A 22,322-nucleotide genomic window follows, 5' to 3' on the forward strand; every position below is an offset into this window, starting at 1 on the left:
TGGCTTTTTTGTCGCGCCTGGTTCGTCATACTGATCTTTCGCCGCGGCAATGATCAGTGCGGCACCAGCTGTTATTTTCTCAACAGATAGGCGAGCAACAGTTCGGTATTCATCTGAATCACTTCGCTGCGTTCGGTGGCGCTGCTGAAATCGCGGCCAAGGGTCGCCTCGAGCGTGAAACGGTTCGAGACGATGTAATAACCCATGCCCGAAAGCGTCACGTAAAAGCGCAGCGGATCGACGTTCGTGCGAAACAGCCCGGCGCGTTGCCCTCGTTCGAGAATGCCGCCGAGCGTGGCGACGATCGGCGAGATCATTTCGCGGATGCGCGTCGATTTCTGCATATAGCGTGCTTCATGCAGATTCTCGTTGTTGACGAGCCGCAGCAGTTCGGGATGGTCGCGGTAATAGTCCCACACGAAATGCGCGAGACGCGTAACGGCCTCGACTGGCGCGATGCCATTGAGTTCGAGCGTGCGTTCCGCTTCATTGAGTGCGCTGAATGCGTGTTCGAGCACCGCGGTAAATAGCTGCTCCTTGCTACCGAAGTAGTAATAGAGCATGCGTTCATTGGTTTCAGCGCGGCGGGCGATCTGATCGACGCGCGCGCCGAACAACCCTCCATTTGCAAACTCCTCGGCCGCCGCAAGCAAAATCCGGCGCCTCGTGCCTTCAGGATCTCTTTTGATTTTCGGTTGATTCATGGTGGCAGTCTTCGTGAGCCGCGTTATCCGGATCGCGCCGCCGGCCTCTCCTGGAGCCTCGTACTGGCGACGTTGAGCGGGCGCGTCGTGGTTGGGAAACACACCCTTTTCTGCGGTCTTTCGAATGAAGCGCTTCGATTATGGCACATGGATTGCGAATGGCAATCCGGGAAATCGGCGATAATGAGGCATTTAGTTCAGGTCGTGCGACACGCACGGCAAGCCCCCACGCCGTAACCGTGACAGACGTCAAAACACTCGCGGATCGCATCGAAGATCTGCTGCCCCAAACCCAATGCACGAAGTGCGGTTATCCCGCATGCCGTCCGTATGCCGAAGCCGTCGCTAGCGGCGAGGCGAACTATAACCAGTGCCCACCTGGCGGCGCCGAAGGCATCGCCAGGCTAGCCACGCTGCTCGGCAAACCGGTGATACCGCTCAATTCCGCCAACGGCGTCGAACGTGCGCGTCCGCTGGCGGTTATCGACGAACAGGTGTGCATCGGCTGCACGCTGTGCATGCAGGCATGCCCCGTCGACGCAATAGTTGGCGCACCGAAACAGATGCACACGGTGATCGCCGAGCTGTGCACCGGCTGCGACCTGTGCGTGCCGCCCTGCCCGGTCGACTGCATTGCGATGCTGCCCGTGACCGGCGAGGCCACCGGCTGGGATGCCTGGAGCCAGAGTCTGGCCGACGCGGCGCGGGTCCGCCATAACCGCCGCGAGACACGTCTCACGCGCGAACGGGACGCCGCCGAAACGCGCGCTGCAGCACGGCGAGCCGCAAGCGCGAGCGTTGCGGAAGCTGCGCCGGCCGCGCTACCCGCCGTTGGCGACACGGCGCCCTCCGACACCGCCCCCACCCCAGCAGCGGACGACGCGGCAGAGAAGAAACGCGCGATCATCCAGGCCGCGCTCGAACGCGCGCGCAAGAAAAAGGACGAAATGGCCGCAAAAGGCCAGGGACCGCTGAACACCGAGAACGTCAGCGCCGACGTGCAGGCACAGATCGAAGCCGCCGAAGCACGCCGCCGCCGTCTCGGTCTGGCCAGCGACGACACGCGCGACCCCGAGCAGCCGTCCAACGAGTCGAACCCGCCGCCTTCGCGCTGACTACGCCGGCGCAACCCGCTCCTCCCACTCGGACCCGCTCCGCATGAACGCGAACAAACGCCGCGCGATCTACGAAACGCTTCAGAGCCTGAATCCGCATCCGACCACCGAGCTCGAGTACACGACGCCGTTCGAACTGCTGATCGCGGTGCTGCTGTCGGCGCAGGCGACCGACGTGTCCGTCAACAAGGCGATGCGCAAGATGTTCCCGGTGGCGAACACGCCGCAGAAGGTGTTCGACCTTGGTGAGGAAGGTGTCGCGAGCTATATCAAGACGATTGGTCTGTATCGCACGAAGGCGAAGAACGTGATCGCGACCTGCCGCATCCTGCTCGACCAGTACGGCGGCGAGGTGCCCGAGGATCGCGAGGCGCTCGAAGGGTTGCCGGGCGTGGGCCGCAAAACGGCCAACGTGATCCTGAACACGGCGTTCGGCCACCCGACCATCGCGGTCGACACGCACATTTTCCGCGTCGCCAATCGTACCGGGCTCGCACCCGGCAAGGACGTGCGCGCGGTCGAAGCGGCACTCGAAAAATTCACCCCCGCCGAATTCAGACAGGATGCGCACCACTGGCTGATTCTGCACGGGCGCTATGTCTGCAAGGCGCGCCGCCCCGAATGCTGGCATTGCGTGATCGAGCCGCTGTGCGAGTTCCGGCCGAAGACGCCGCCGCCCGACCTTTGAGCACGGGCCGCCTCGAAGCCGAGGCCGGGGCCCACGCCTGCAGCCCTCGCGGCCGCCGCGTAAAATAGTGGTTTCCGAGCACTGCGCACTGCGCACTGCGTACATGCAGCGTCGCGCTCCCCGCACGCATTACTTCCACGCACCGGTTCCACGATGTTCAATCCCAGCCGCGACGAAGTTCGCCTGTTTTTCACCGACACCTGGCGCAAACAGCGCCAAGGCGAGATCCTGACGCCGCTCGAGGCGATTGCCGCCGACTGGATCGTCGAGCATCCCGAATATCACGCCGAACTCGCCGACGGCCCGGCCGCCCAGGCGCAGGACTATTCGCCGGAGCGCGGCCAGACCAATCCCTTCCTGCATCTGTCGATGCACCTGGCGATCTCCGAGCAGCTCTCGATCGACCAACCGCCCGGCATTCGCGCCGCGCACGACCGGCTCGCCGCGCGCCTCGGCTCGACGCACGAGGCGCAGCACGCGATCATGGACTGCCTCGGCGAAACGATCTGGGAAGCGCAACGCACCGGCACGCCACCGGATACGGACGCGTATCTTCAGCGCATCGAACGGCGCGCGACGCGCGACTGATCCAGGCACAAGGGCGCCCCAAAAGCAAAACACCCCGCCGAGGCGGGGTGTTTTGCTTCCATGCGTCGGCGCGAAACCCGCGCCCACCGCTTACTTCTTCTGCACCAGATCGCCTTCCAGCGATTCGATGTAAGCGGCGATGTCCTTCATGTCGCTGAGCGACAGGCTCTGCACCTGCGCCTGCATGATCGCGTTGTTGCGACCGAAGTGCGGATTGCCAGTGCCCATCTGGTACTGACGCAGCGCCCAGAACACATAGTCGGAGTGCTGACCGGCCAGCTTCGGATATTCCGGGCTCACCGGCTTGTTCAGGTTGGGGCCGTGGCAGGCAGCGCAGTTGTGGCTGTCGGCGAGCACCTTGCCGTTGCCGGCGTCGGCCGCGTGCGCGACGTTCGCCATGGCCAGACCGATTACCGCCGCCGCGCCGACCGCCTTGAATACCGTGTGGAGTGCCTGTTGGGGCTTGATCATGAATTCTCCTATCCCGCGAATTGGATGAACTGGTGACCGACGCCGATCACTTGTCGGGATTGTTTTTCGAAGCGGCATTTTGCGCGGCGTAATACGCGGCGACGTCGGCGATGTCCTGATCCGACAGCGACGCTGCGATCGCATGCATCGTGTCGAAATGGCGGTCGCCCTTCTTGTAGGCGTGCAGCGCGTTTTCGAGGTACGTCTGATTCTGCCCGCCGAGCTTCGGCACGCGGAAAACCTCTGGATAAGCCGTGCGGTATTCAGGGATGCCGTGGCAGCCGATACACATCGCGACCTTGTCCTGGCCCGCCTTGGCGTTGCCTACGACATCCGCTGCCTGCGCGCTGGCCGCATAGCCCGCGAGCACTGACAGCGCTGCGATCACGACGTGTTTGCCGACGATTTTTTTCATAGATGTAACCTGGCTTGAGGGGAAACGGGTGCCCAGTAAGGCAGCGGTCCGCGCCGTTCTTCTAGTAGGGTAGCCACGCAGGCCAAAAAAATCGGGCTCATTGTACCGCGACGCCGCGCCGAACGTCCACCAGACGCGGGCGCCGCGCAACGCCCGCCGGAACGGGCCGCGCGCCATCTCCGCGGCGGCTTTGCAGCGGCACCGGCGCAGCACCGCAGCGGCACCCCCAACGCGTCACAGCGCGCCTGACACCATACGTGAGCCGGTTTCAGGCCAACAGGCCTTCTGACTTATACTGGGTTTTTTCCCGCACAAGAGCATCTCGCCATGCGTTTCGAAGGCTCATCGCAGTACGTCGCCACCGACGACCTCAAGCTCGCGGTCAACGCCGCGATGACGCTCAGGCGTCCGCTGCTGATCAAGGGCGAACCCGGAACGGGCAAGACCATGCTCGCCGAGGAAGTCGCCGCCGCGCTCGGCATGCCGCTGCTGCAATGGCACATCAAGTCCACCACCAAGGCGCAGCAAGGGCTGTACGAATACGACGCGGTCTCGCGTCTGCGCGATTCGCAGCTCGGCGACGAGCGCGTGAAGGACATCCGCAATTACATCGTCAAGGGCGTGCTGTGGCAGGCGTTCGAATCGGACGAACAGAGCGTGCTGCTGATCGACGAGATCGACAAGGCCGACATCGAATTCCCGAACGATCTGCTGCGCGAGCTCGACCGCATGGAGTTCTACGTGTACGAGACGCGCGAGCTGGTGCGCGCGAAGCATCGTCCGCTCGTGATCATCACGTCGAACAACGAGAAGGAATTGCCCGACGCGTTCCTGCGCCGCTGCTTCTTCCACTACATCAAGTTTCCTGACGCGACGACGATGCAGCGGATCGTCGACGTGCACTACCCCGGCATCAAGAAGGATCTGCTCGCCGCGGCGCTGCAAAGCTTCTTCGAGTTGCGCAACGTCGCGGGGCTGAAGAAGAAGCCGTCCACCTCCGAGCTGCTCGACTGGCTCAAGCTGCTGCTCGCCGAAGATATCCCTGCCGAAGCCCTGCGCTCGGCCGATCAGAAGCAGATCGTGCCGCCGCTGCACGGCGCGCTGCTGAAGAACGAACAGGACGTGAGCCTGTTCGAGCGGCTGCTGTTCATGAACCGCAACAACCGTTGAGCGGGCGCCGCGCCGCAGGACATCCAGCATGCTGATCGACTTTTTCTACTCGCTGCGCGCCGCCCGGCTGCCGGTCTCGGTGAAGGAATACCTGACGCTGCTCGAAGCGCTGAAGGCCAACGTGATCGCGCCGTCGCTCGACGAGTTCTACTACCTCGCGCGCATCACGCTCGTGAAGGACGAACAGTATTTCGACAAGTTCGATCAGGCGTTCGGCGCGTACTTCAACGGCGTCGCGGCCACCTCGGAGCTGGCGTTCGAGATTCCGCTCGACTGGCTCAAGAAGAAGCTGCAACGCGATCTGTCGCCCGAGGAAAAAGCGCAGATCGAGGCGATGGGTGGCATCGACAAGCTGATGGAGCGCCTGAAGGAACTGTTCGACGAGCAGAAGGAGCGCCACGAGGGCGGCAGCAAATGGATCGGCACGGGCGGCACGTCGCCGTTCGGCAATGGCGGCTATAACCCCGAGGGCGTGCGCATCGGCGGCGACGCGGCCGGCAATCGCACCGCCGTCAAGGTGTGGGAAGCGCGCGCGTATCGCGACTACGACGACCAGGTCGAAATCGGCACCCGCAACATCAAGGTGGCGCTGCGACGGTTGCGCCGCTTCGCCCGCGAAGGCGCGGCCGAGGAACTCGATCTGCCCGACACGATCCGCAGCACCGCCGCGAACGCCGGCTGGCTCGATCTGAAGATGGTGCCCGAGCGGCACAACAACGTGAAGGTGCTGATGCTGCTCGACGTCGGCGGCTCGATGGACGATCACGTGAAGCGCACCGAGGAGCTGTTCTCCGCCGCGAAGGCCGAGTTCAAACACCTCGAGTTCTACTATTTCCACAACTGCGTCTACGACTTCCTGTGGAAGAACAACCGCCGCCGCCACGCCGAGCGCACCCCGACTTGGGACGTGCTGCACAAGTTCACGCCCGACTACAAGCTGATCTTCGTCGGCGACGCGACCATGAGCCCGTACGAAGTGTTGCAGCCGGGCGGCTCGGTCGAATACAACAACGCCGAGGCCGGCGCGGTGTGGTTGCGCCGGCTCGCCGATCATTTCCCGCACTTCGCGTGGCTGAACCCGGAACCGGAAGCGCTATGGCCGTACCGGCAGTCGGTCAGCGCGATTCGCGAAGTGCTGGGCCACCGCATGTATCCGCTGACGCTCGCCGGCCTCGAGACCGCCATGCGGATGCTGAGCAAGTGACGCCCGCCACCCGCCTCATTGCCGTCGTCCAACGCTTGACGCTTTAACTTCCACAACAAGAAAACTTTCGCATGAGTTCGTCCCCGTCTCCCCAGTTGTCCCCCGCCGCCACGGCACCACGGCGTTTGAATCCGCTTGCCGATACGTCCCTATCGACGATCGTCGCGGGCTTCGTCGCGGCGATGACCGGCTACACGAGCTCGCTCGTGCTGATGTTCCAGGCGGGCCAGGCCGCGCATCTGAGCGATGCGCAGATTTCGTCGTGGATCTGGGCGCTGTCGATCGGCATGGGCGTCTGCACGATCGGCCTGTCGCTGCGCTTTCGCGCGCCGATCGTGATCGCGTGGTCGACGCCGGGCGCGGCGCTGCTGGTGGCGTCGCTGCCCCATGTCGAGTATGCGCAGGCGATCGGCGCGTTCATCTTCTGCGCGGCGCTGCTGACGCTGGTCGGCGTGACCGGCTGGTTCGACGCGCTGATGAAGCGGATTCCGTCGGGCCTCGCCTCGGCGCTGCTCGCGGGCATCCTGTTCGAGATCGGCATCGAGATTTTCCGCGCCGCGCAGTTCCAGACCGCGCTCGTGCTGACGATGTTCTTCACCTACCTGATCGTCAAACGGTTCGTGCCGCGCTACGCGATTCCGACGACCCTCGTGGCCGGCACGGCCGCCGCCGGTGGCCTCGGGCTGCTCGACTTCAGCCACTTTCATGTCGCGCTCGCGCATCCGGTGCTGACGATGCCGTCGTTTTCGGTGGCGGCTTGCGTGAGCATCGGCATTCCGCTGTTCGTGGTCGCGATGGCCTCGCAGAACGTGCCGGGCATCGCGGTGCTGCGCGCGGACGGCTACACGACGCCCTCCGCGCCGCTGATCGCGACGACCGGCGTCGCCTCGCTGCTGCTCGCGCCGTTCGGCTCGCACGGCATCAATCTTGCGGCGATCACGGCCGCCATCTGCACCGGCCCCGAAGCGCACGAAAACCCCGCCAGGCGTTACACGGCAGCCGTCTGGGGCGGCATTTTCTATCTGCTTGCAGGGGTCTTCGGCGCGACGATCGCCGCGCTGTTCGCAGCGTTTCCGAAGGAATTGGTCGTGTCGGTCGCGGCGCTCGCGCTGTTCGGCTCGATCATGAGCGGTCTCGCCAATGCGATGCAGGACGTGAAGCAGCGCGAGGCGGCGCTCGTCACGTTCATGGTGACCGCCTCGGGGCTCACGCTGCTGTCGATCGGCTCGGCGTTCTGGGGGCTCGTCGCCGGCGTGGTGACGCAAGCCGTCTTGAATCCACGGCGCGCGTGAACCGGGTGCACCGCCCTGCTGTCGATACCCGGTGTACATACCGTCCCCGGCGATCCGCCATAGAATAGAAGTATCCGGCAGCGTTTCCCGGCGCCATCGCGGGACGCGCTGCGGCTTGACCCGCGGCCGCCCGCGTCGGCTGGTTTCCGTACCCTGTGCCCAGCCGGCGCGGCGGCGTCCTCATTCTCCTGAACCATGGCGCACACGCGCCCTCAAGGCCCGAACATGACAACCGCACTCGACCAACTCAAGCAATACACCACCGTGGTGGCCGACACTGGCGACTTCCAGCAGCTCGCCCAGTACAAGCCGCGGGATGCGACCACCAATCCGTCGCTGATTCTGAAGGCCGTGCAGAAAGACGATTACCGGCCGCTGCTCGAAAAGACCGTGAAGGCGCACGCGTCGAAGCCGGTCGGCGCGGTCATCGACCAGTTGCTGATCGCGTTCGGCACCGAGATCCTCAAGATCATCCCGGGACGGGTCTCGACCGAAGTCGACGCGCGCCTGTCGTTCGACATCGAAGGTTCGATCGCCAAAGGCCGCGAGCTGATCGCGCTGTACAAGGAGCACGGCATCGAACGCGATCGCGTGCTGATCAAACTCGCCTCGACGTGGGAAGGCGTGCGCGCGGCCGAGGTGCTGCAGAAGGAAGGCATCCACTGCAACATGACGCTGCTGTTCTCGCTCGCGCAGGCGGCGGCCTGTGCCGAAGCGGGCGCGCAGCTGATCTCGCCGTTCGTCGGCCGTATCTACGACTGGTACAAGAAGAGCGCCGGCAGCGCGTGGGACGAAGCGAAAGACGGCGGCGCCAACGATCCGGGCGTCAAGTCGGTGCGCCGCATCTACTCGTACTACAAGAAGTTCGGCTACAAGACCGAGGTGATGGGGGCGAGCTTCCGCACGACCTCGCAGATTCTTGAACTGGCCGGCTGCGATCTGCTGACGATCAGCCCCGACCTGCTGCAGAAGCTGCAGGACAGCACCGACAAGGTCGAGCGCAAGCTGTCATCGGAGACATCGGGCGACGCGGACATCGAGCGTGTGCCGGTCGACGAGAAATCGTTCCGCTTCCTCGTCAACGACGACGCGATGGCGACCGAGAAGCTCGCCGAAGGCATCCGCACGTTCGCCGCGGACGCGGTGAAGCTGGAAAAGCTGATCGAAACGCTGCGTTGAGCCGCCGGGCGGCGCTTGCTGAGTGACGCTCGCACACGCTGATCCGCGCTGATCCGCGCGCAAGCCAACCACGACGGGCGGCGCTGAACCTCACGGTTCAGCGCCGCTCATCGTTTACTGCTGCTAACCATGGAGACGATCATGTACGTTCAGCCCTACGTGTTCTTCAACGGCCGTTGTCAGGAAGCGCTCGACTATTACACCGACAAGCTCGGTGCCCAGGTGACCTTCAAGATGCTGTTCAAGGATGCGCCGCCGGACGCGCACAACCCGCCGCGCCCCGAGCTCGCCGACAAGATCATGCACGCGAACGTGCAGTTGGGATCGAGCACCTGGATGGCTTCCGACGGCAACTGCGACCCGGCGGCCGGCCCGTTCAACGGCTTCAGCCTGTCGCTGACCGTCGAAGACGGCGCGTCGGCGGAAAAATACTTCAACGCGCTCGCCGACGGCGGCCAGGTTGTGATGCCATTCCAGCAAACGTTCTGGAGCAAAGGCTTCGGGATGGTGGTGGACCGTTTCGGCATGATGTGGATGGTCACGCTGCCGCCGCAGGTTTGAGGATCTCCCCCGCCTAAACGATCCGCGCCGCCCGCTCATGCCGCTCGATATTCCAGTTCGGCTCCGTTTCCAGCAACAGCGCGCGCAACCGGTCCACCTGCTCCGCGAGCCGCTGACCCAGCCAGTACGGCCCTTGCCAGTCGGGCGGCAACGCGGCGGCCGTGGCGCTACTGCCCTTCGCGAGCGGCGCGGCCGCCGGAATGCCGAAGCGCGCCGGGTGACCAAAGCGCAAGCCGCGCGCGGTGGACAGTAAGATCGCGCGCACGGCGCGCACCTCGGCGCCGCATCGGTTCGCATAAGCGCTGCGCGCGGCGGCGTCGGCGTTCATCAGCGGCCCCGTTGCCAGCAGTTCGAGTGCGCTGAGCACCGAACGATGCAGCCGCTGGATCTCCTCGAGCTTCGCCTGCGGCACTTCGATCTCCTTCGCGACCGACGGCATCAGCGCGCGCAGTTGCACGAGCCGCTTGTTGATCTGCAGGAAGCGCTTGACCTGCTCTTCCTCGGCGATCGTCTCACCTTCGAGGAGCCGCGCGTAGATGCTCGCGCATTCGCGCAGATTGGCGGCGAGCCCGTAGCGCCACGAATACGTCGCGTGCAGCGGAAACGCGAACGAAAACGCCAGCGCGATCACGATCCCGATCAGCACGTTCAGCGTGCGCCATAGGCCGACGTCGATCAGATTGTCGCCGTGGCCCGCGACGATGCACATCGTGATCGCGGTCAACAGGCCGATATAGCCTGCCGAGCCAATCGCGAACCACGCGCAGATCGAGGCGACGATCGCCATCAGCACATAAGTGAGCGGCAGCGAGCCAACGATGTTCTGCTGCACGATCAGCAGGAGCCCGATCGACGCGCCGAGCAGCGTGCCGGCCGCGCGCTCGGCCGCTTTCTTGCGGATATTGCCGTGATGCTGCAAACCGCCGATCACGACCAGCAAGGTGACCGACGACCAGATGCCGTGTGGAATATCGATGCCGGTCGTCGCGAGAATCGACGCCAGCATCGCGAGGCCGACGCGCAGGCTGTGCAGCATCTTCGCGTGGCGGTAGCGGTAATACGGCGAGGTCACCGCGCGCACCATCCGGCTGAGCGCCGTGCGGCGGGAGATCACGGTGGGAGTATCGGCAGCAGCCATGGCGGCGCGCGGCGAACGCGTGAAAGGACGGTTCCGCTATCCTGCCCTGGAGTGCCCCGCAAACACAAACGCCCGCGAACTTTCGTTGGCGGGCGTTGCGTGCTTCAGAGCGTACTTCAGAGTGTGCTTCAGAGCATGATCGGCAGCCGGATCAGCCCTCGACGACGTCCAGGTAGTCTTCCGGACGCGTGCGGTCCTCGGCGCGCTGCATGCCCACCGCGCGCACGATCAGGCTCACGACGACCGACACCACGAGGTTCACGATCAGCGACCATACCGCCGCATAGCCCGGAATCGCCATGCCGAACAGGTGGATCGTGAAGATCGAGCTCGCCAGCTTCAGCGAAACCGCCATCCACGTGCCGGTCGCGATACCGGCCGCCCAGCCGATCAACAGACCCCGGTAGTCGAGCACGCGCGTGTAGAGACCCAGCACGATGGCGGGCAGCGTCTGGATGATCCAGATCCCGCCGAGCAGCTGCAGCTGGATCGCGTACGTGAGCGGCAGACCGAGAATGAACGCGACCGCGCCGACCTTGACGATGAGCGACACCAGCTTCGCGACGTTGGTCTCCTGCTCATGCGTCATGTTGCGGTTGATGAACTCCTTGTGCACGTTACGCGTGTACAGGTTCGCCGCCGCGATCGACATGATCGCCGCCGGCACCAGCGCGCCGATACCGATCGCCGCGAACGCGACGCCGACGAACCACGACGGGAAGAAGTGCAGGAACAGCGCCGGCACCGCAAAGTTCGGGCCGAAGGCCTTGAAGTACGGTGCGAACTCCGGCATGTCCTTCACGCCGGCGGCGAGCGCCATGAAGCCGAGCAGCGCGAGCAGGCCGAGCACCAGCGAATAGGCCGGCAGCAGCGCCATGTTGCGGCGGATCGTGTTGCCCGATTTCGACGACAGCACCGCGGTGATCGAGTGCGGGTAGAGGAACAGCGCGAGCGCCGAACCCACCGCAAGCGTCGCGTACGCGCTATAGCCGTTCAGGCTCGACACGTCCGGCGACTTCAGCAGCAGCTTGGCCGGCGGCACCGCGCCGAAGATATGGCCGAAGCCGCCCAGTTGCGGCGGAATCACGATGATCGCGGCGAAGATCGTCACGTAGATCAGGATGTCCTTGACGACTGCGATCATCGCCGGCGCGCGCAGGCCCGACGTGTACGTGTAGGCCGCGAGGATCGCGAACGCGATGATGAGCGGCAGATCGCCGACGAAGCCGGTCGTGTCGAAACCAAGCGCGCCGATCACCACTTCGATACCGACCAGCTGCAGCGCGATGTACGGCATCGTCGCGACGATGCCGGTCACCGCGACGGCGAGCGCGAGCATACGGCTGCCGTACCGCGCCGACACGAAGTCCGCCGAGGTCACGTAGCCGTGCCGCTTGGCGATGCTCCACAGCTTCGGAAACACGACGAACGCGAACGGGTAGATCAGGATCGTGTACGGCAGCGCGAAGAAGCCCGTTGCGCCCGCGCCGAACACGAGCGCCGGCACCGCGATGAACGTGTAGGCGGTGTACAGGTCGCCGCCGAGCAGAAACCACGTGACGATCGTGCCGAAGCGCCGGCCGCCGAGACCCCACTCTTCAAGATGCGCGAGATCGCCGCGCCGCCAGTGGGCCGCAACGAAGCCGAGAATCGTGACGCCGATGAAAAACAGAACGAAGACGAAGGTTGCAATGGGGTTCATTATTGTGCGCCCCCGTTCGTGCGACCCGTATAGCGGGATTTGGTCTTCGTGTAGACGAACGCGGTGATGACCGCGCTGATCAGCACCCACAGCAGCTGATACCAGTAGAAGAACGGGAAATCGAACAGTTGCGGCTCGATCCGGTTGTAGGACGGCACCCAGATCATCGCGATCCAGGGCAGCAGCAATAGCCAGAGCCAGTGCTTGCTGGCCTTCTTTACGTCGGCGTCGTGAGCCATGACGTCTCCTGTTTCCTATTTAGAATTTATCTGCCCGTGGTCAGTGGGAGGTGGAACTCAGCGGGTCGTCGTCCCGCGATTGGCCACGGGCGCCCCGAAAGCTTCGAAAGAGTATAGGAGTGGCGAAGGCCCGGTCAAGCAGGGACGACCCGAGGCGCACCGGCGCGGGACAAGGCGTCGGCAGCGCCGCCGATGCACCCCGGATGGCGTCGTTCAGATCGCAAACGAGGCGCCCGACTGCCCCGTCGACTCGCGCAGACCCTTGATCCACTTGCGCGCCGGCAAGCCGAGTTCGGCTTCGATCAGCCTGGCGCGCGCTTCGAGTGCCGTGAACGGCACGTCGAGCGCGGGGCCCGAGAACGCGATCGCGATGCGGTTGCCGTCGTGCACTTCGGGCAGCGCGACGACGCGGCCGTCGAAGGCCTCGTTCAGGCGCTTCATGTTGCGCACGAAGCTCGGATGATCGCCGAACAGGTTCACCGTGACGATGCCCGCGTCGGTCAGACAGGCGCGCGCCGCGCGATAAAAGCCGACGCTGTCGAGCACCGGGCCGCGCGCGGTCGCGTCGTAGACGTCGATCTGCAGCGCGCCGATCGTGCCGTGGTTCGCGCTCTCATTGACGAACTCCCACGCGTCGGTTTCGTGCACGGTCAGGCGCGCGTCGTCGGGCGGCAACCCGAACATCGTGTGCGCGGCCACGACGACCGCCGGATTCAATTCGACGGCCTCGACCTTGGCGTCCTTCAGGAAGCGGTGCGCGAACTTGGTCAGCGACGCCGCGCCGAGCCCGAGTTGTACGATGCGCTTCGGCGTTTCGAGGAACAGCAGCCAGGCCATCATCTGCTGCGCGTATTCGAGTTCGATGTGATCGGGCTTGCGCAGACGCATCGCGCCTTGCACCCATTCCGTGCCGAAATGCAGGAAGCGCACGCCGCCCTCTTCGGAGAACGTCACCGGTGCGAAACGCGGCTTGCGCGGGGCCTCGATTTGCGGCGCGTCGTGAGCGTCGTGCTCGACCATACCGCTCGCGTTGCGGGTGGCTTTGGGCGCCTTTTTGTGGGCCATTTTCTGTTTACCGCCGATGGCTTCGGCGTCCCGATTGCGGAAAGCGCGCGCCTCGGCCGAAGCGCGCCTGATCAGTTTCGTCATGTGTGGAGGTCGCGCCACAGGCGCAATATTTTTGGTCGAACGAGAGCATAGCATTCGCTGCGGCTCGCCATCCGCTTCCGGGCCGGTCATGACACTCGCGCGACGAAACGGGATTTAGTTCGGAATGCTCGCGGAAGACTGCGACGAGCCGCCCGCCGGCGGCTCGTCTTCACCTCAGGTCACTCGACGTGCACCGCCTTGAGCGCCTCGTTCAGCGTGCGGCTCGGCCGCATCACCTCATCGAGCTTGTCGAAGTCCGGCTTGTAATAGCCGCCAATGTCCGCTGGCGTGCCCTGCACCGCGGTCAGCTCCGCGAGGATCACCTGCTCGTTGGCGGTCAGCTTCGTCGCGAGCGGCGCGAACTGCGCGGCCAGTTCGGCGTCGTCCGTTTGCGCGGCCAGCTCCTGCGCCCAGAACATCGCCAGATAGAACTGACTGCCGCGATTGTCGAGCTCGCCGGTCTTCGGGCTCGGGCTGCGGTTGTTGTCGAGCAGCTTGCCGGTTGCGATGTCGAGCGTCTTCGCAAGGATCTTCGCCTTCTTGTTGCCGGTCTTGATGCCCAGTTCTTCGAGCGACACCGCGAGCGCGAGGAATTCGCCCAGCGAGTCCCAGCGCAGATGGTTCTCTTCGACGAGCTGCTTCACGTGCTTCGGCGCCGAACCGCCGGCGCCGGTCTCGTACATGCCGCCGCCCGCCATCAACGGCACGATCGACAGCATCTTCGCGCTGGTGCCAAGCTCCATGATCGGGAACAGGTCGGTCAGATAATCGCGCAGGATGTTGCCGGTGACCGAGATCGTATCGAGCCCGCGCACGACCCGCTCGAGCGTGTAACGCATCGCGCGCACCTGCGACATGATCTGGATGTCGAGGCCGGTGGTGTCGTAATCCTTCAGGTAGGTCTCGACCTTTTTGATCAGCTCCGCTTCGTGCGGGCGATACGGGTCGAGCCAGAACACCGCGGGTGTGCCCGAATTGCGCACGCGCGTGACCGCGAGCTTGACCCAGTCGCGGATCGCCGCGTCCTTCACCTGACACATGCGCCAGATGTCGCCCTGCTCCACGTTCTGCGTGAGCAGCACCTCGCCGGTCGCGAGATCGACGATGCGCGCCTCGCCGTCCTCCGGCACTTCGAAGGTCTTGTCGTGCGAGCCGTATTCCTCCGCCTTCTGCGCCATCAGGCCGACGTTCGGCACGGTGCCCATCGTGACCGGATCGAACGCGCCGTTGGTCTTGCAGAAGTTGATCATCTCCTGATAGATGCGCGCGAACGTGCTCTCCGGAATCACCGCCTTGGTGTCTTTCGGACGACCGTCGGCGCCCCACATCTTGCCGCCGAGGCGAATCATCGCGGGCATCGAGGCGTCGACGATCACGTCGTTCGGCGCGTGCAGGTTCGAGATGCCCTTCGCCGAATCGACCATCGCCAATTCCGGACGATGTTCGTGGCACGCGTGCATGTCGCGGATCACTTCCTCGCGCTTCGATTCCGGCAGCGTCTCCAGCTTCTCGTACAGATTGACGAGGCCGTTGTTGACGTTCACGCCGAGTTCCTCGAACAGCTTGCCGTGCTTCGCGAACGCGTCCTTGTAGAACACCTTGACCGCGTGGCCGAACACGATCGGGTGCGACACCTTCATCATCGTCGCCTTCACGTGCAGCGACAGCATCACGCCGGTCTTGCGCGCGTCTTCCATCTGCTCTTCATAGAACGCGAGCAGCGCCTTTTTGCTCATGAACATGCTGTCGATGATCTCGCCGTCCTTCAGCGCGACCTTCGGTTTCAGCACCAGCGTCTTGCCGCTCTGCGTGACGAGTTCCATTTTCACGTCGCGCGCGTGATCGAGCGTCATCGATTTTTCGCCGTGATAGAAATCGCCGTGCCGCATGTGCGCGACGTGCGTGCGCGACGCCATGCTCCATTCGACCATGCTGTGCGGATGCTTGCGCGCGTAGTTCTTGACCGCGGCCGGCGCGCGGCGGTCCGAGTTGCCTTCGCGCAGCACCGGGTTCACCGCGCTGCCGAGACACTTCGAGTAGCGCTGGCGGATCGCCTTGTCTTCGTCGGTCTTCGGATCTTCCGGATAGTCGGGCACCTTGTAGCCCTTCGCCTGCAGTTCCTTGATTGCGCTCATCAGTTGATGCACCGATGCACTGATGTTGGGCAGCTTGATGATGTTGGTGTCGGGCAACAGGGTCAGGCGACCCAGTTCCGCGAGGTTGTCGGGCACCCGCTGCGCTTCGGTCAGAAACTCGGGGAACTCGCCGAGGATGCGGCCCGCGACCGAAATGTCGCTGGTCTCGACCTTGAGGCCCGCCGGCGCGGTGAAGGTCCGGATGATCGGCAGGAACGCGGCGGTTGCGAGCAGCGGGGCCTCGTCGGTGAGGGTGTAGATGATGGTCGGTTGCTGGGTCGTCATTGCTGGGCTCTGGGCGGGCAGTTGAAAGGCATCTCGCGAGTGATACGGGCAGGATGCGCAAACGTCGATCAGGGGAAAACGACAACGCTAGGACACGAAATGCTGTGCGGCGCCAACTACGCTGCGACGCCCCGAAACGGCTAAGCGGAACACTTAAGCGAACACGGCGAACTGCGTCGCACATCGGGTCGCACGATTGGATTCTGCCTCATTTTTGTGCTGCGGGGAGAAATCGCGGAATGCCGATCGGACCCCGCCCCTGTACCATTTGCGACTGAGCACCGACGGGCAACGGGAGCACGGATGGACACGGCAGAGCACATGGCGATCGCGGCGGACTGGATACGCGAAGCCGACGGCATTCTGATCAATGCGGGCGCCGGCATGGGCGTCGATTCCGGGCTACCCGACTTTCGCGGCGAGACCGGCTTCTGGACCGCTTATCCGGCGCTGAAGGCCGATGGCATCAACTTCTACGACATCGCCAACGCCGAAGCCTTCTTGCGTGACCCGATACGCGCGTGGGGCTTCTACGGTCATCGGCTCGACCTGTACCGGCGCACCGTGCCGCACGAGGGTTTCGAGATCCTGCATCGCTGGGCAGCGGCGAAAAGGTACGGCGGCTTCGTGTTCACCAGCAATGTGGATGGCCAGTTCCAGAAGGCCGGCTTTGCAGACGACCGGCTGTTCGAGTGCCACGGATCGATTCACTTCCTGCAATGCGGCCAGTCCTGCACGCATCGGATATGGACGGCTGACGACTTCCAGCCAGAGGTGGACGTGAATCGCTGCGCCTTGCTGTCGCCCTTGCCGAGGTGCCCGGACTGCGGCGGCGTCGCGCGACCGGCAATCCTGATGTTCGATGACTGGCATTGGGTCGAAACTCGCGCGAGACGTCAACAGATGCGCTACGAGACGTGGCTGTCTGGCGTCGGGCACATCGTCGTCATCGAGCTCGGCGCGGGTGGCGCGATACCGACCGTTCGTAACATGAGCGAACGATTCGGCCCGCGCGTCGTACGGATCAATCCGCGCGACTATGCGATCGATCCAGGCAAAGGCGTCGGTCTACCGGGTCGCGCGCTCGATGTGCTGCGGTCGCTGAAGGAAAGCGTTGGCTGATTGGTCTGGGGTGCCGACACTCGAACGTCGGCTCTATAACAGACACCGACGTTCACCAAAACCGCTATAGCTTCGCAGAATTCGACTGCTGTGCAGTCTTTGGGTCTACCGGCGCGACCGGCTGATTGCGCGTCCAGTTGATGAATCCATTCAGCATCGGGTGAAACAACGGATCATCCAGACCTGCCATGTTGAAAGCGGTCATATCGATCAGCAGAACTGTTTTTCCGGTGCTGGCGTCAGTCGCCTTCAGCGTTCCCTCGAAGTTGTAGCCGCCCTTGAACACCGCATTGGGTTCGATGATAAGGAAAGGGCCAATCTCCTTACTCAGGTTATTGAGTCCGACGAGATCCGAGACACTCGGAACCTTGCTGCCGAGGTTCCGTTCAATGACGATTGCCTGCAAGTCGTCCTTTGTCACGACCTTCTTGAAGACACCCGTATCTTTCAGGGCCGCCACAAAAAAATCTACAAATCGCGGGTTCGGATTTTCCGCATTGACCTTCAGATAGACCATCTGCGTGTAAGCCGGGTCAAACTTCTCCGCTACGCGAACATCAGCGGGCTTCAGTTCCGTGTGTGTCGAATACAAGCCCGATTTTTGGTCCGGTTTCTCGACATGCAGGGTCGTATTGCAACCGGCGAGCAGGCCGGCGAGCAATAATGCAAAGGCTAAACGAAGCACAAATCCTCCTCAAATTAATGACCTATCTGAGGTTATATCGGCACCGGACATAAAACCTTAAGCCTTGCAAAACCGGTCCGGGTCATTTATCGCCGATCACGATCGAGGAGATTCGAACCAGTTCATGAATAATCGGGCATCTGCAATGGGGGACGACGTGGTCCGCCTCGTGGACGACTAAGCTGGAGCAGCAGCAAGGCAATAGCGCCGACTAGCACACCGTAGCCGATCAGGACATTCCAGGGGATCGAACCGTAGATTTTTGGATCCGGCAAGTATTTGTACAACTGGGTACTGACTGGAATCTGGGCAACAAGTTGAGCGCCCAGTGCCACACAAACGGTCATCAGCGCGATGCCTGCGTGCCACACGCGCGACCTTGCTGGAGCCAGCGCGACGCCGATGACGAACAGGATCGCCGCGGCGATGAGCAAATCAAGGGGCCGTCCGTGGGAGATGAGTTTCCAGACCCATAAACTGCGAGATGCGATGGCCAACAGCGACCAGAAGTGGAGCGCACACGACCCGGCAAAACAGATGAAACACGCGAACTCGCGCCAATTAAATCGGCGGACCGCATGCGGCCGGGAGAGAAACTCACTGTTCGGTCTGCTGTACAGCAACGCAATCCTGAGAGCACTCACTGGCAGCGCCACGAGCACGGGAAGCCAGTACGACAGCATAACCAGTAGGACCGACCATACGACGGTCATCCAGACGGTCAAGGTGCGCCCCCATTTCAACCCGCATGCAAGTCCAATGCAACTCGCGAGCGTAATGAGTTCCCCGACCAACGAAACGCCTTGTATGGCCCAACTCCGCCATGGCATGACCTGCACGATGGATTGCCAGTTCCTGTAGTAGGCAATTCCCGTGTCACCGAACTGGATCAACCAGGTGGTGGCCAGCAGGATTCCGCTATATGCGATCACTCTGAGTACCGTAAGGCGCCGATTTGCTGAATGCGATGCATATGCCGACATGTCAAGTCGTTCCAGTTTGAGCCCAGATTAATAGGGGGTGCCCGGCCGAAGGGTTCCTACGGAGCCGTACCTGGGCATTCCGGATGGCCTCGCGTGGTTAAAACCTTGACTACCCGATCAAATCGACTGTCGTAGCTGCTGCCAAATGGCCAGTTTTGCCGCATAGGAAACAGAAGCGTGGGCAGGACTGCTTGATGGCAAGCGGAGAAGTCGATATTTGTCTGCGTACTCGCCAAGCGCATTCAGCCCGATTTTCGCTGCCGTCCCACCATTGAACGCGATCGTAACCAGATTGGGTAGCGAATCGATTAGCGCGATGAGATCATTACTCGAATGATCTCGAATCCGGCTATCAAGGCTACCGGTTCGCCGTGCTTCTGCTACGACGTCCCACAGTCCGATACAGTTCTTAAGCAAAGTATCGAGACGAGTTTCGTAGTCGGAACCGACCAGATCCTGTTCGATCACATCGCCCACCAGCAACCAGAATTTGTTGTTTCGATTCGCGTAGTACTGTCCTTGAGCCAACGAAACTTCCCCAGGCAGGCTTCCAAGAATCAGGGTCCGCGTATTCGCATCCACGACCGGCGGGAAGCAGCGCTTGAACGACATCAGCGGCTCCGCTCGTCGGCGTTACGCGGCACGCCGTGCGCGCGCGAGGCGGTGTGGTCGAGCGGACGACCGTGTTCGCGCATTCGCCCGTGCGCCGTATGCGCGGCGCCGGTGCCCGACACGGCGGAGTGCGCGCGAGCGGCCTCCTCCAGTGCACGCAAATGCGCCCACAGTGCCGGCAACATGCACTCGGTCACCATCAACGGCGCGCCATGGCGCTCGAACACCGAGCGTCGCGCGACCAGCGCATGCGGCGCGTGCGAAACTCCCACATCAATTTCCCGCGTCGCCAACGCATACAACGGATGCCGCGCCCCCACCCTGCGGCTCACCAGCGACGACCGCGCGACACTGCTATCGCTATACAGCAACTCGGCGAGCGGCCGCGTGCGCAAGCGCCGCGTCGCCTGCCAGATGCCGACGCTCGCGGCGCGCGGCGTCACGCTATGCGCGGCGACGAACGGCACATCATCGACCGACAGCACCACTTCGCGCACCCACACCGGCGCGCGCGGCGCGAGGCCGAGCGCGCCGGCTTCGTCGGGCCAAGGCAGCGCGACGGCTTCGCGCGTCACGCGCACCGCGACCGCGCCGAGCGCGCGCAGATGCGCGGTCAATGAACCGCCGCGGGTCAGCCAGTCCTTCTGGGCAGCGCTGAACGCGGGCAAAGGCGCGACGCGCCAGTGGGCGTCGGCGGGATCGAAACGGATAGGCATGGTGTCGGATTATAGCGGCGCGGTCCGACCGCACTTTTTCGCGGCGAGGGTCGCGCGTAGTCGCGCGCGCTGTGCGAAGCAGGAACCCGACACAAACCAGAGCGCAAAAAAAATGCGCTGCCGAAGCAGCGCATCTCTCAACCACGAAGCGTCGATCCAATCACACGATCAACGCTCCCAACTCAAGTTCAACCCGCGCGCGACAGCAGCAACGCATTGGTGCGCTTCACGAAGCTCGCCGGATCTTCCAGCGCGCCGCCTTCGGCGAGCAGGGCCTGATCGAACAGCAGGTGGCACCAGTCGTCGAAATTCGCGCTATCGGCATGCAGGCCCTTCACGAGCGCGTGTTCCGGATTCACTTCGAGAATCGGATGGAACTCCGGTGCCTGCTGACCGGCCGCCTTCAGCATGCGCTGCAGGTAGCCGCTCATTTCGCCGTCGTCGGCGACGAGGCACGACGGCGAGTCGGTCAGGCGGAACGTCAGACGCACGTCCTTCGCCTTATCCTTCAGCGCTTCCTTCATCTTCTCGACGAGCGGCTTGAATTCTTCGCCAGTCTTCTCCTGCGCCTGCTTTTCCTCGTCGTTCAGCGCGCCGAGATCGAGGTCGCCACGCGCGACGCTTTGCAGCGGCTTGCCGTCGAATTCGTTGAGGAACGACAGCATCCATTCATCGACGCGATCGGTCAGCAGCAGCACTTCGACGCCCTTCTTGCGGAACACTTCGAGATGCGGGCTGTGCGACGCGGCCTGCCACGTATCGGCGGTCACGTAGTAGATCTTCGTCTGCTCGGGCTTCATGCGAGCGACGTAGTCGGCCAGCGATACCGTCTGCTCGGCCGTACCCGTATGCGTCGTCGAAAAGCGCACGAGCTTCGCGATACGCTCGCGATTGGCGAAATCCTCGCCGATGCCTTCCTTCAGCACCTGGCCGAATTCCTTCCAGAAGCCCGCGTACTGTTCCTTTTCGGCGTCGTTCTCCGAGTTCGCGAGTTCTTCGAGCATCGACAGCGCGCGCTTGGTCACGCCTTCGCGGATCGCTTTCACGTCGCGGCTTTCCTGCAGGATTTCGCGCGACACGTTCAGCGGCAGATCGGCCGAATCGACCACGCCCTTCACGAAACGCAGATACGTGGGCAGCAACTGCTCGGCGTCGTCCATGATGAAGACGCGCTTCACGTACAGCTTCAGCCCGCCACGCTGCTCGCGATTCCACAGATCGAACGGCGCGTGCGTCGGCACGTACAGCAGCTGCGTGTATTCGCTGCGGCCTTCGACGCGGTTATGCGTCCACGTCAGCGGGTCCTGATGATCGTGCGAGATGTGCTGGTAGAACTGCTTGTACTGCTCGTCGGTGATGTCGTTCTTCGGCCGGGTCCACAGCGCGCTCGCCTGGTTGACGGTCTCGTCCTCGTCCTTCGTGACCATCTCGCTCTTTTCCGCGTCCCACTCTTCCTTCTTCATCAGGATCGGCAGCGCGACGTGGTCCGAGTACTTCTGGATGATCGACTTCAGGCGATGCGACGACAGCAGCTCGTCCTCGTCGGCACGCAGATGCAGCGTGATGGTCGTGCCGCGCGCGGCGCGCTCGATCATCTCGACCGCGAAATCGCCCTCGCCGGCGCTGACCCAGCGCACGCCTTCCGAGGCCGGCAAACCGGCGCGGCGCGTCTCGACGGTGATCTTGTCCGCGACGATGAAGCCCGAGTAGAAGCCCACGCCGAACTGGCCGATCAGCGCCGCATCCTTCTGCTGGTCGCCCGACAGCTTGCCGAAGAACTCCTTCGTGCCCGAACGCGCGATCGTGCCGAGGTGCGAGATCGTTTCGTCGCGGCTCATGCCGATGCCGTTGTCGTCGATCGTGACGGTGCGCGCGGCCTTGTCGTACGACACGCGAATCCGCAGGTTCGGATCGTTCTCGTACAGCGCGGCGTTTTCGATCGCCTCGAAGCGCAGCTTGTCGGCCGCGTCGGACGCGTTCGAGATCAGCTCGCGCAGAAAGATTTCCTTGTTGCTGTACAGCGAATGGATCATCAGTTGCAGAAGTTGCTTCACTTCTGCCTGAAAGCTCATGGTTTCTTGTGCCATGGTCGGACTTCCTCTCTGTTGCGAATGGGGTGGACAGCGGCGACACGTGGTTCGGATCTAGCGCGCCGATCGTCCGCGCAAA

22 protein-coding genes are annotated in these 22,322 nt (G+C 63.3%); 9 read left to right on the plus strand and 13 right to left on the minus strand.

Going from position 1 to position 22,322, the window contains the following annotated elements; all coding sequences use genetic code 11:
- Positions 1-71: 71 nt before the first annotated feature.
- Entirely contained in the window at positions 72-704 is a 633-nt protein-coding gene (locus CI15_RS08975; protein ID WP_062126578.1) for a TetR/AcrR family transcriptional regulator, read from the minus strand.
- Positions 705-868: 164 nt separating this feature from the next.
- Here CI15_RS08975 and rsxB point away from each other — a divergent pair, with 164 nt between their 5' ends.
- The 3 genes from rsxB (at position 869) to CI15_RS08990 (ending at position 3,095) form a co-directional block, all read left to right on the plus strand.
- The gene (rsxB, locus tag CI15_RS08980) at positions 869-1,819 is read left to right on the plus strand and encodes an electron transport complex subunit RsxB (RefSeq protein ID WP_420915851.1); all 951 of its coding nucleotides are present in this window, start codon (positions 869-871) and stop codon (positions 1,817-1,819) included.
- 43 nt (positions 1,820-1,862) lie between these two features.
- On the plus strand, positions 1,863-2,507 hold the full coding sequence (gene nth, locus CI15_RS08985) for an endonuclease III (protein WP_062126584.1): 645 nt from the start codon (positions 1,863-1,865) through the stop codon (positions 2,505-2,507).
- 153 nt (positions 2,508-2,660) lie between these two features.
- A complete protein-coding gene (locus tag CI15_RS08990; RefSeq protein WP_062126587.1) occupies positions 2,661-3,095 on the plus strand; it encodes a DUF1841 family protein in 435 nt (144 codons plus the stop codon).
- 90 nt (positions 3,096-3,185) lie between these two features.
- Here the strand turns inward: CI15_RS08990 and CI15_RS08995 are convergent, their stop codons facing one another.
- Both CI15_RS08995 and CI15_RS09000 read right to left on the minus strand, forming a co-directional pair.
- Positions 3,186-3,566, minus strand: a complete 381-nt coding sequence (locus CI15_RS08995; protein WP_062126590.1) for a c-type cytochrome — start codon at positions 3,564-3,566, stop codon at positions 3,186-3,188.
- Between the two features lie 46 nt (positions 3,567-3,612).
- Positions 3,613-3,981, minus strand: coding sequence for a c-type cytochrome (locus CI15_RS09000; protein ID WP_062126593.1), 369 nt, complete (start codon positions 3,979-3,981; stop codon positions 3,613-3,615).
- A 327-nt stretch (positions 3,982-4,308) separates the two neighbouring features.
- Between CI15_RS09000 and CI15_RS09005 the strand changes: the two genes are divergently transcribed.
- The 5 genes from CI15_RS09005 (at position 4,309) to CI15_RS09025 (ending at position 9,387) form a co-directional block, all read left to right on the plus strand.
- On the plus strand, positions 4,309-5,151 hold the full coding sequence (locus CI15_RS09005) for an AAA family ATPase (protein ID WP_062126596.1): 843 nt from the start codon (positions 4,309-4,311) through the stop codon (positions 5,149-5,151).
- Positions 5,152-5,179: 28 nt separating this feature from the next.
- The gene (locus CI15_RS09010; protein ID WP_062126599.1) at positions 5,180-6,355 is read left to right on the plus strand and encodes a vWA domain-containing protein; all 1,176 of its coding nucleotides are present in this window, start codon (positions 5,180-5,182) and stop codon (positions 6,353-6,355) included.
- A 71-nt stretch (positions 6,356-6,426) separates the two neighbouring features.
- Positions 6,427-7,647 (plus strand): benzoate/H(+) symporter BenE family transporter, encoded by a 1,221-nt coding sequence (locus tag CI15_RS09015; protein WP_062126602.1) that lies wholly within the window; start codon positions 6,427-6,429, stop codon positions 7,645-7,647.
- 225 nt (positions 7,648-7,872) lie between these two features.
- Positions 7,873-8,826, plus strand: a complete 954-nt coding sequence (tal, locus tag CI15_RS09020) for a transaldolase (RefSeq protein WP_062126605.1) — start codon at positions 7,873-7,875, stop codon at positions 8,824-8,826.
- 141 nt (positions 8,827-8,967) lie between these two features.
- A complete protein-coding gene (locus CI15_RS09025; RefSeq protein WP_062126608.1) occupies positions 8,968-9,387 on the plus strand; it encodes a VOC family protein in 420 nt (139 codons plus the stop codon).
- Positions 9,388-9,400: 13 nt separating this feature from the next.
- On the opposite strand, the gene CI15_RS09030 is transcribed toward CI15_RS09025, so the two are convergent.
- From CI15_RS09030 to CI15_RS09050, 5 genes are all read right to left on the minus strand, one after another.
- Entirely contained in the window at positions 9,401-10,525 is a 1,125-nt protein-coding gene (locus CI15_RS09030) for an FUSC family protein (protein ID WP_174543214.1), read from the minus strand.
- A 151-nt stretch (positions 10,526-10,676) separates the two neighbouring features.
- On the minus strand, positions 10,677-12,227 hold the full coding sequence (gene mctP, locus CI15_RS09035) for a monocarboxylate uptake permease MctP (RefSeq protein ID WP_062126614.1): 1,551 nt from the start codon (positions 12,225-12,227) through the stop codon (positions 10,677-10,679).
- Entirely contained in the window at positions 12,227-12,466 is a 240-nt protein-coding gene (locus tag CI15_RS09040; RefSeq protein ID WP_062126617.1) for a DUF3311 domain-containing protein, read from the minus strand. The genes mctP and CI15_RS09040 overlap by 1 nt, the downstream gene beginning before the upstream one ends.
- Before the next feature lie 213 nt (positions 12,467-12,679).
- Positions 12,680-13,615 (minus strand): class I SAM-dependent methyltransferase, encoded by a 936-nt coding sequence (locus tag CI15_RS09045; RefSeq protein WP_062126621.1) that lies wholly within the window; start codon positions 13,613-13,615, stop codon positions 12,680-12,682.
- A 179-nt stretch (positions 13,616-13,794) separates the two neighbouring features.
- Positions 13,795-16,035 carry an NADP-dependent isocitrate dehydrogenase gene (locus tag CI15_RS09050; RefSeq protein ID WP_062126623.1) on the minus strand — a complete coding sequence of 747 codons (2,241 nt, stop codon included), beginning with the start codon at positions 16,033-16,035 and terminating at the stop codon, positions 13,795-13,797.
- A 303-nt stretch (positions 16,036-16,338) separates the two neighbouring features.
- Here CI15_RS09050 and CI15_RS09055 point away from each other — a divergent pair, with 303 nt between their 5' ends.
- The gene (locus CI15_RS09055) at positions 16,339-17,157 is read left to right on the plus strand and encodes an SIR2 family NAD-dependent protein deacylase (RefSeq protein WP_062126625.1); all 819 of its coding nucleotides are present in this window, start codon (positions 16,339-16,341) and stop codon (positions 17,155-17,157) included.
- A 64-nt stretch (positions 17,158-17,221) separates the two neighbouring features.
- Here the strand turns inward: CI15_RS09055 and CI15_RS09060 are convergent, their stop codons facing one another.
- The 5 genes from CI15_RS09060 to htpG form a co-directional block, all read right to left on the minus strand.
- Positions 17,222-17,842, minus strand: coding sequence for a hypothetical protein (locus CI15_RS09060; protein ID WP_062126629.1), 621 nt, complete (start codon positions 17,840-17,842; stop codon positions 17,222-17,224).
- Between the two features lie 122 nt (positions 17,843-17,964).
- Positions 17,965-18,825 carry a hypothetical protein gene (locus CI15_RS09065; protein WP_153041089.1) on the minus strand — a complete coding sequence of 287 codons (861 nt, stop codon included), beginning with the start codon at positions 18,823-18,825 and terminating at the stop codon, positions 17,965-17,967.
- Positions 18,826-18,942: 117 nt separating this feature from the next.
- Positions 18,943-19,437, minus strand: coding sequence for a DNA-deoxyinosine glycosylase (locus CI15_RS09070; protein WP_062126635.1), 495 nt, complete (start codon positions 19,435-19,437; stop codon positions 18,943-18,945).
- Positions 19,437-20,153 carry a chorismate--pyruvate lyase family protein gene (locus CI15_RS09075; protein ID WP_062126639.1) on the minus strand — a complete coding sequence of 239 codons (717 nt, stop codon included), beginning with the start codon at positions 20,151-20,153 and terminating at the stop codon, positions 19,437-19,439. Before CI15_RS09075 ends, CI15_RS09070 begins: the two co-directional genes overlap by 1 nt.
- A gap of 188 nt (positions 20,154-20,341) precedes the next feature.
- Positions 20,342-22,240, minus strand: coding sequence for a molecular chaperone HtpG (gene htpG, locus CI15_RS09080; RefSeq protein ID WP_062126641.1), 1,899 nt, complete (start codon positions 22,238-22,240; stop codon positions 20,342-20,344).
- Positions 22,241-22,322 lie beyond the last annotated feature (82 nt).

The organism is Paraburkholderia monticola, assembly GCF_001580545.1.
Classification (GTDB): Bacteria; Pseudomonadota; Gammaproteobacteria; order Burkholderiales; family Burkholderiaceae; genus Paraburkholderia; species Paraburkholderia monticola.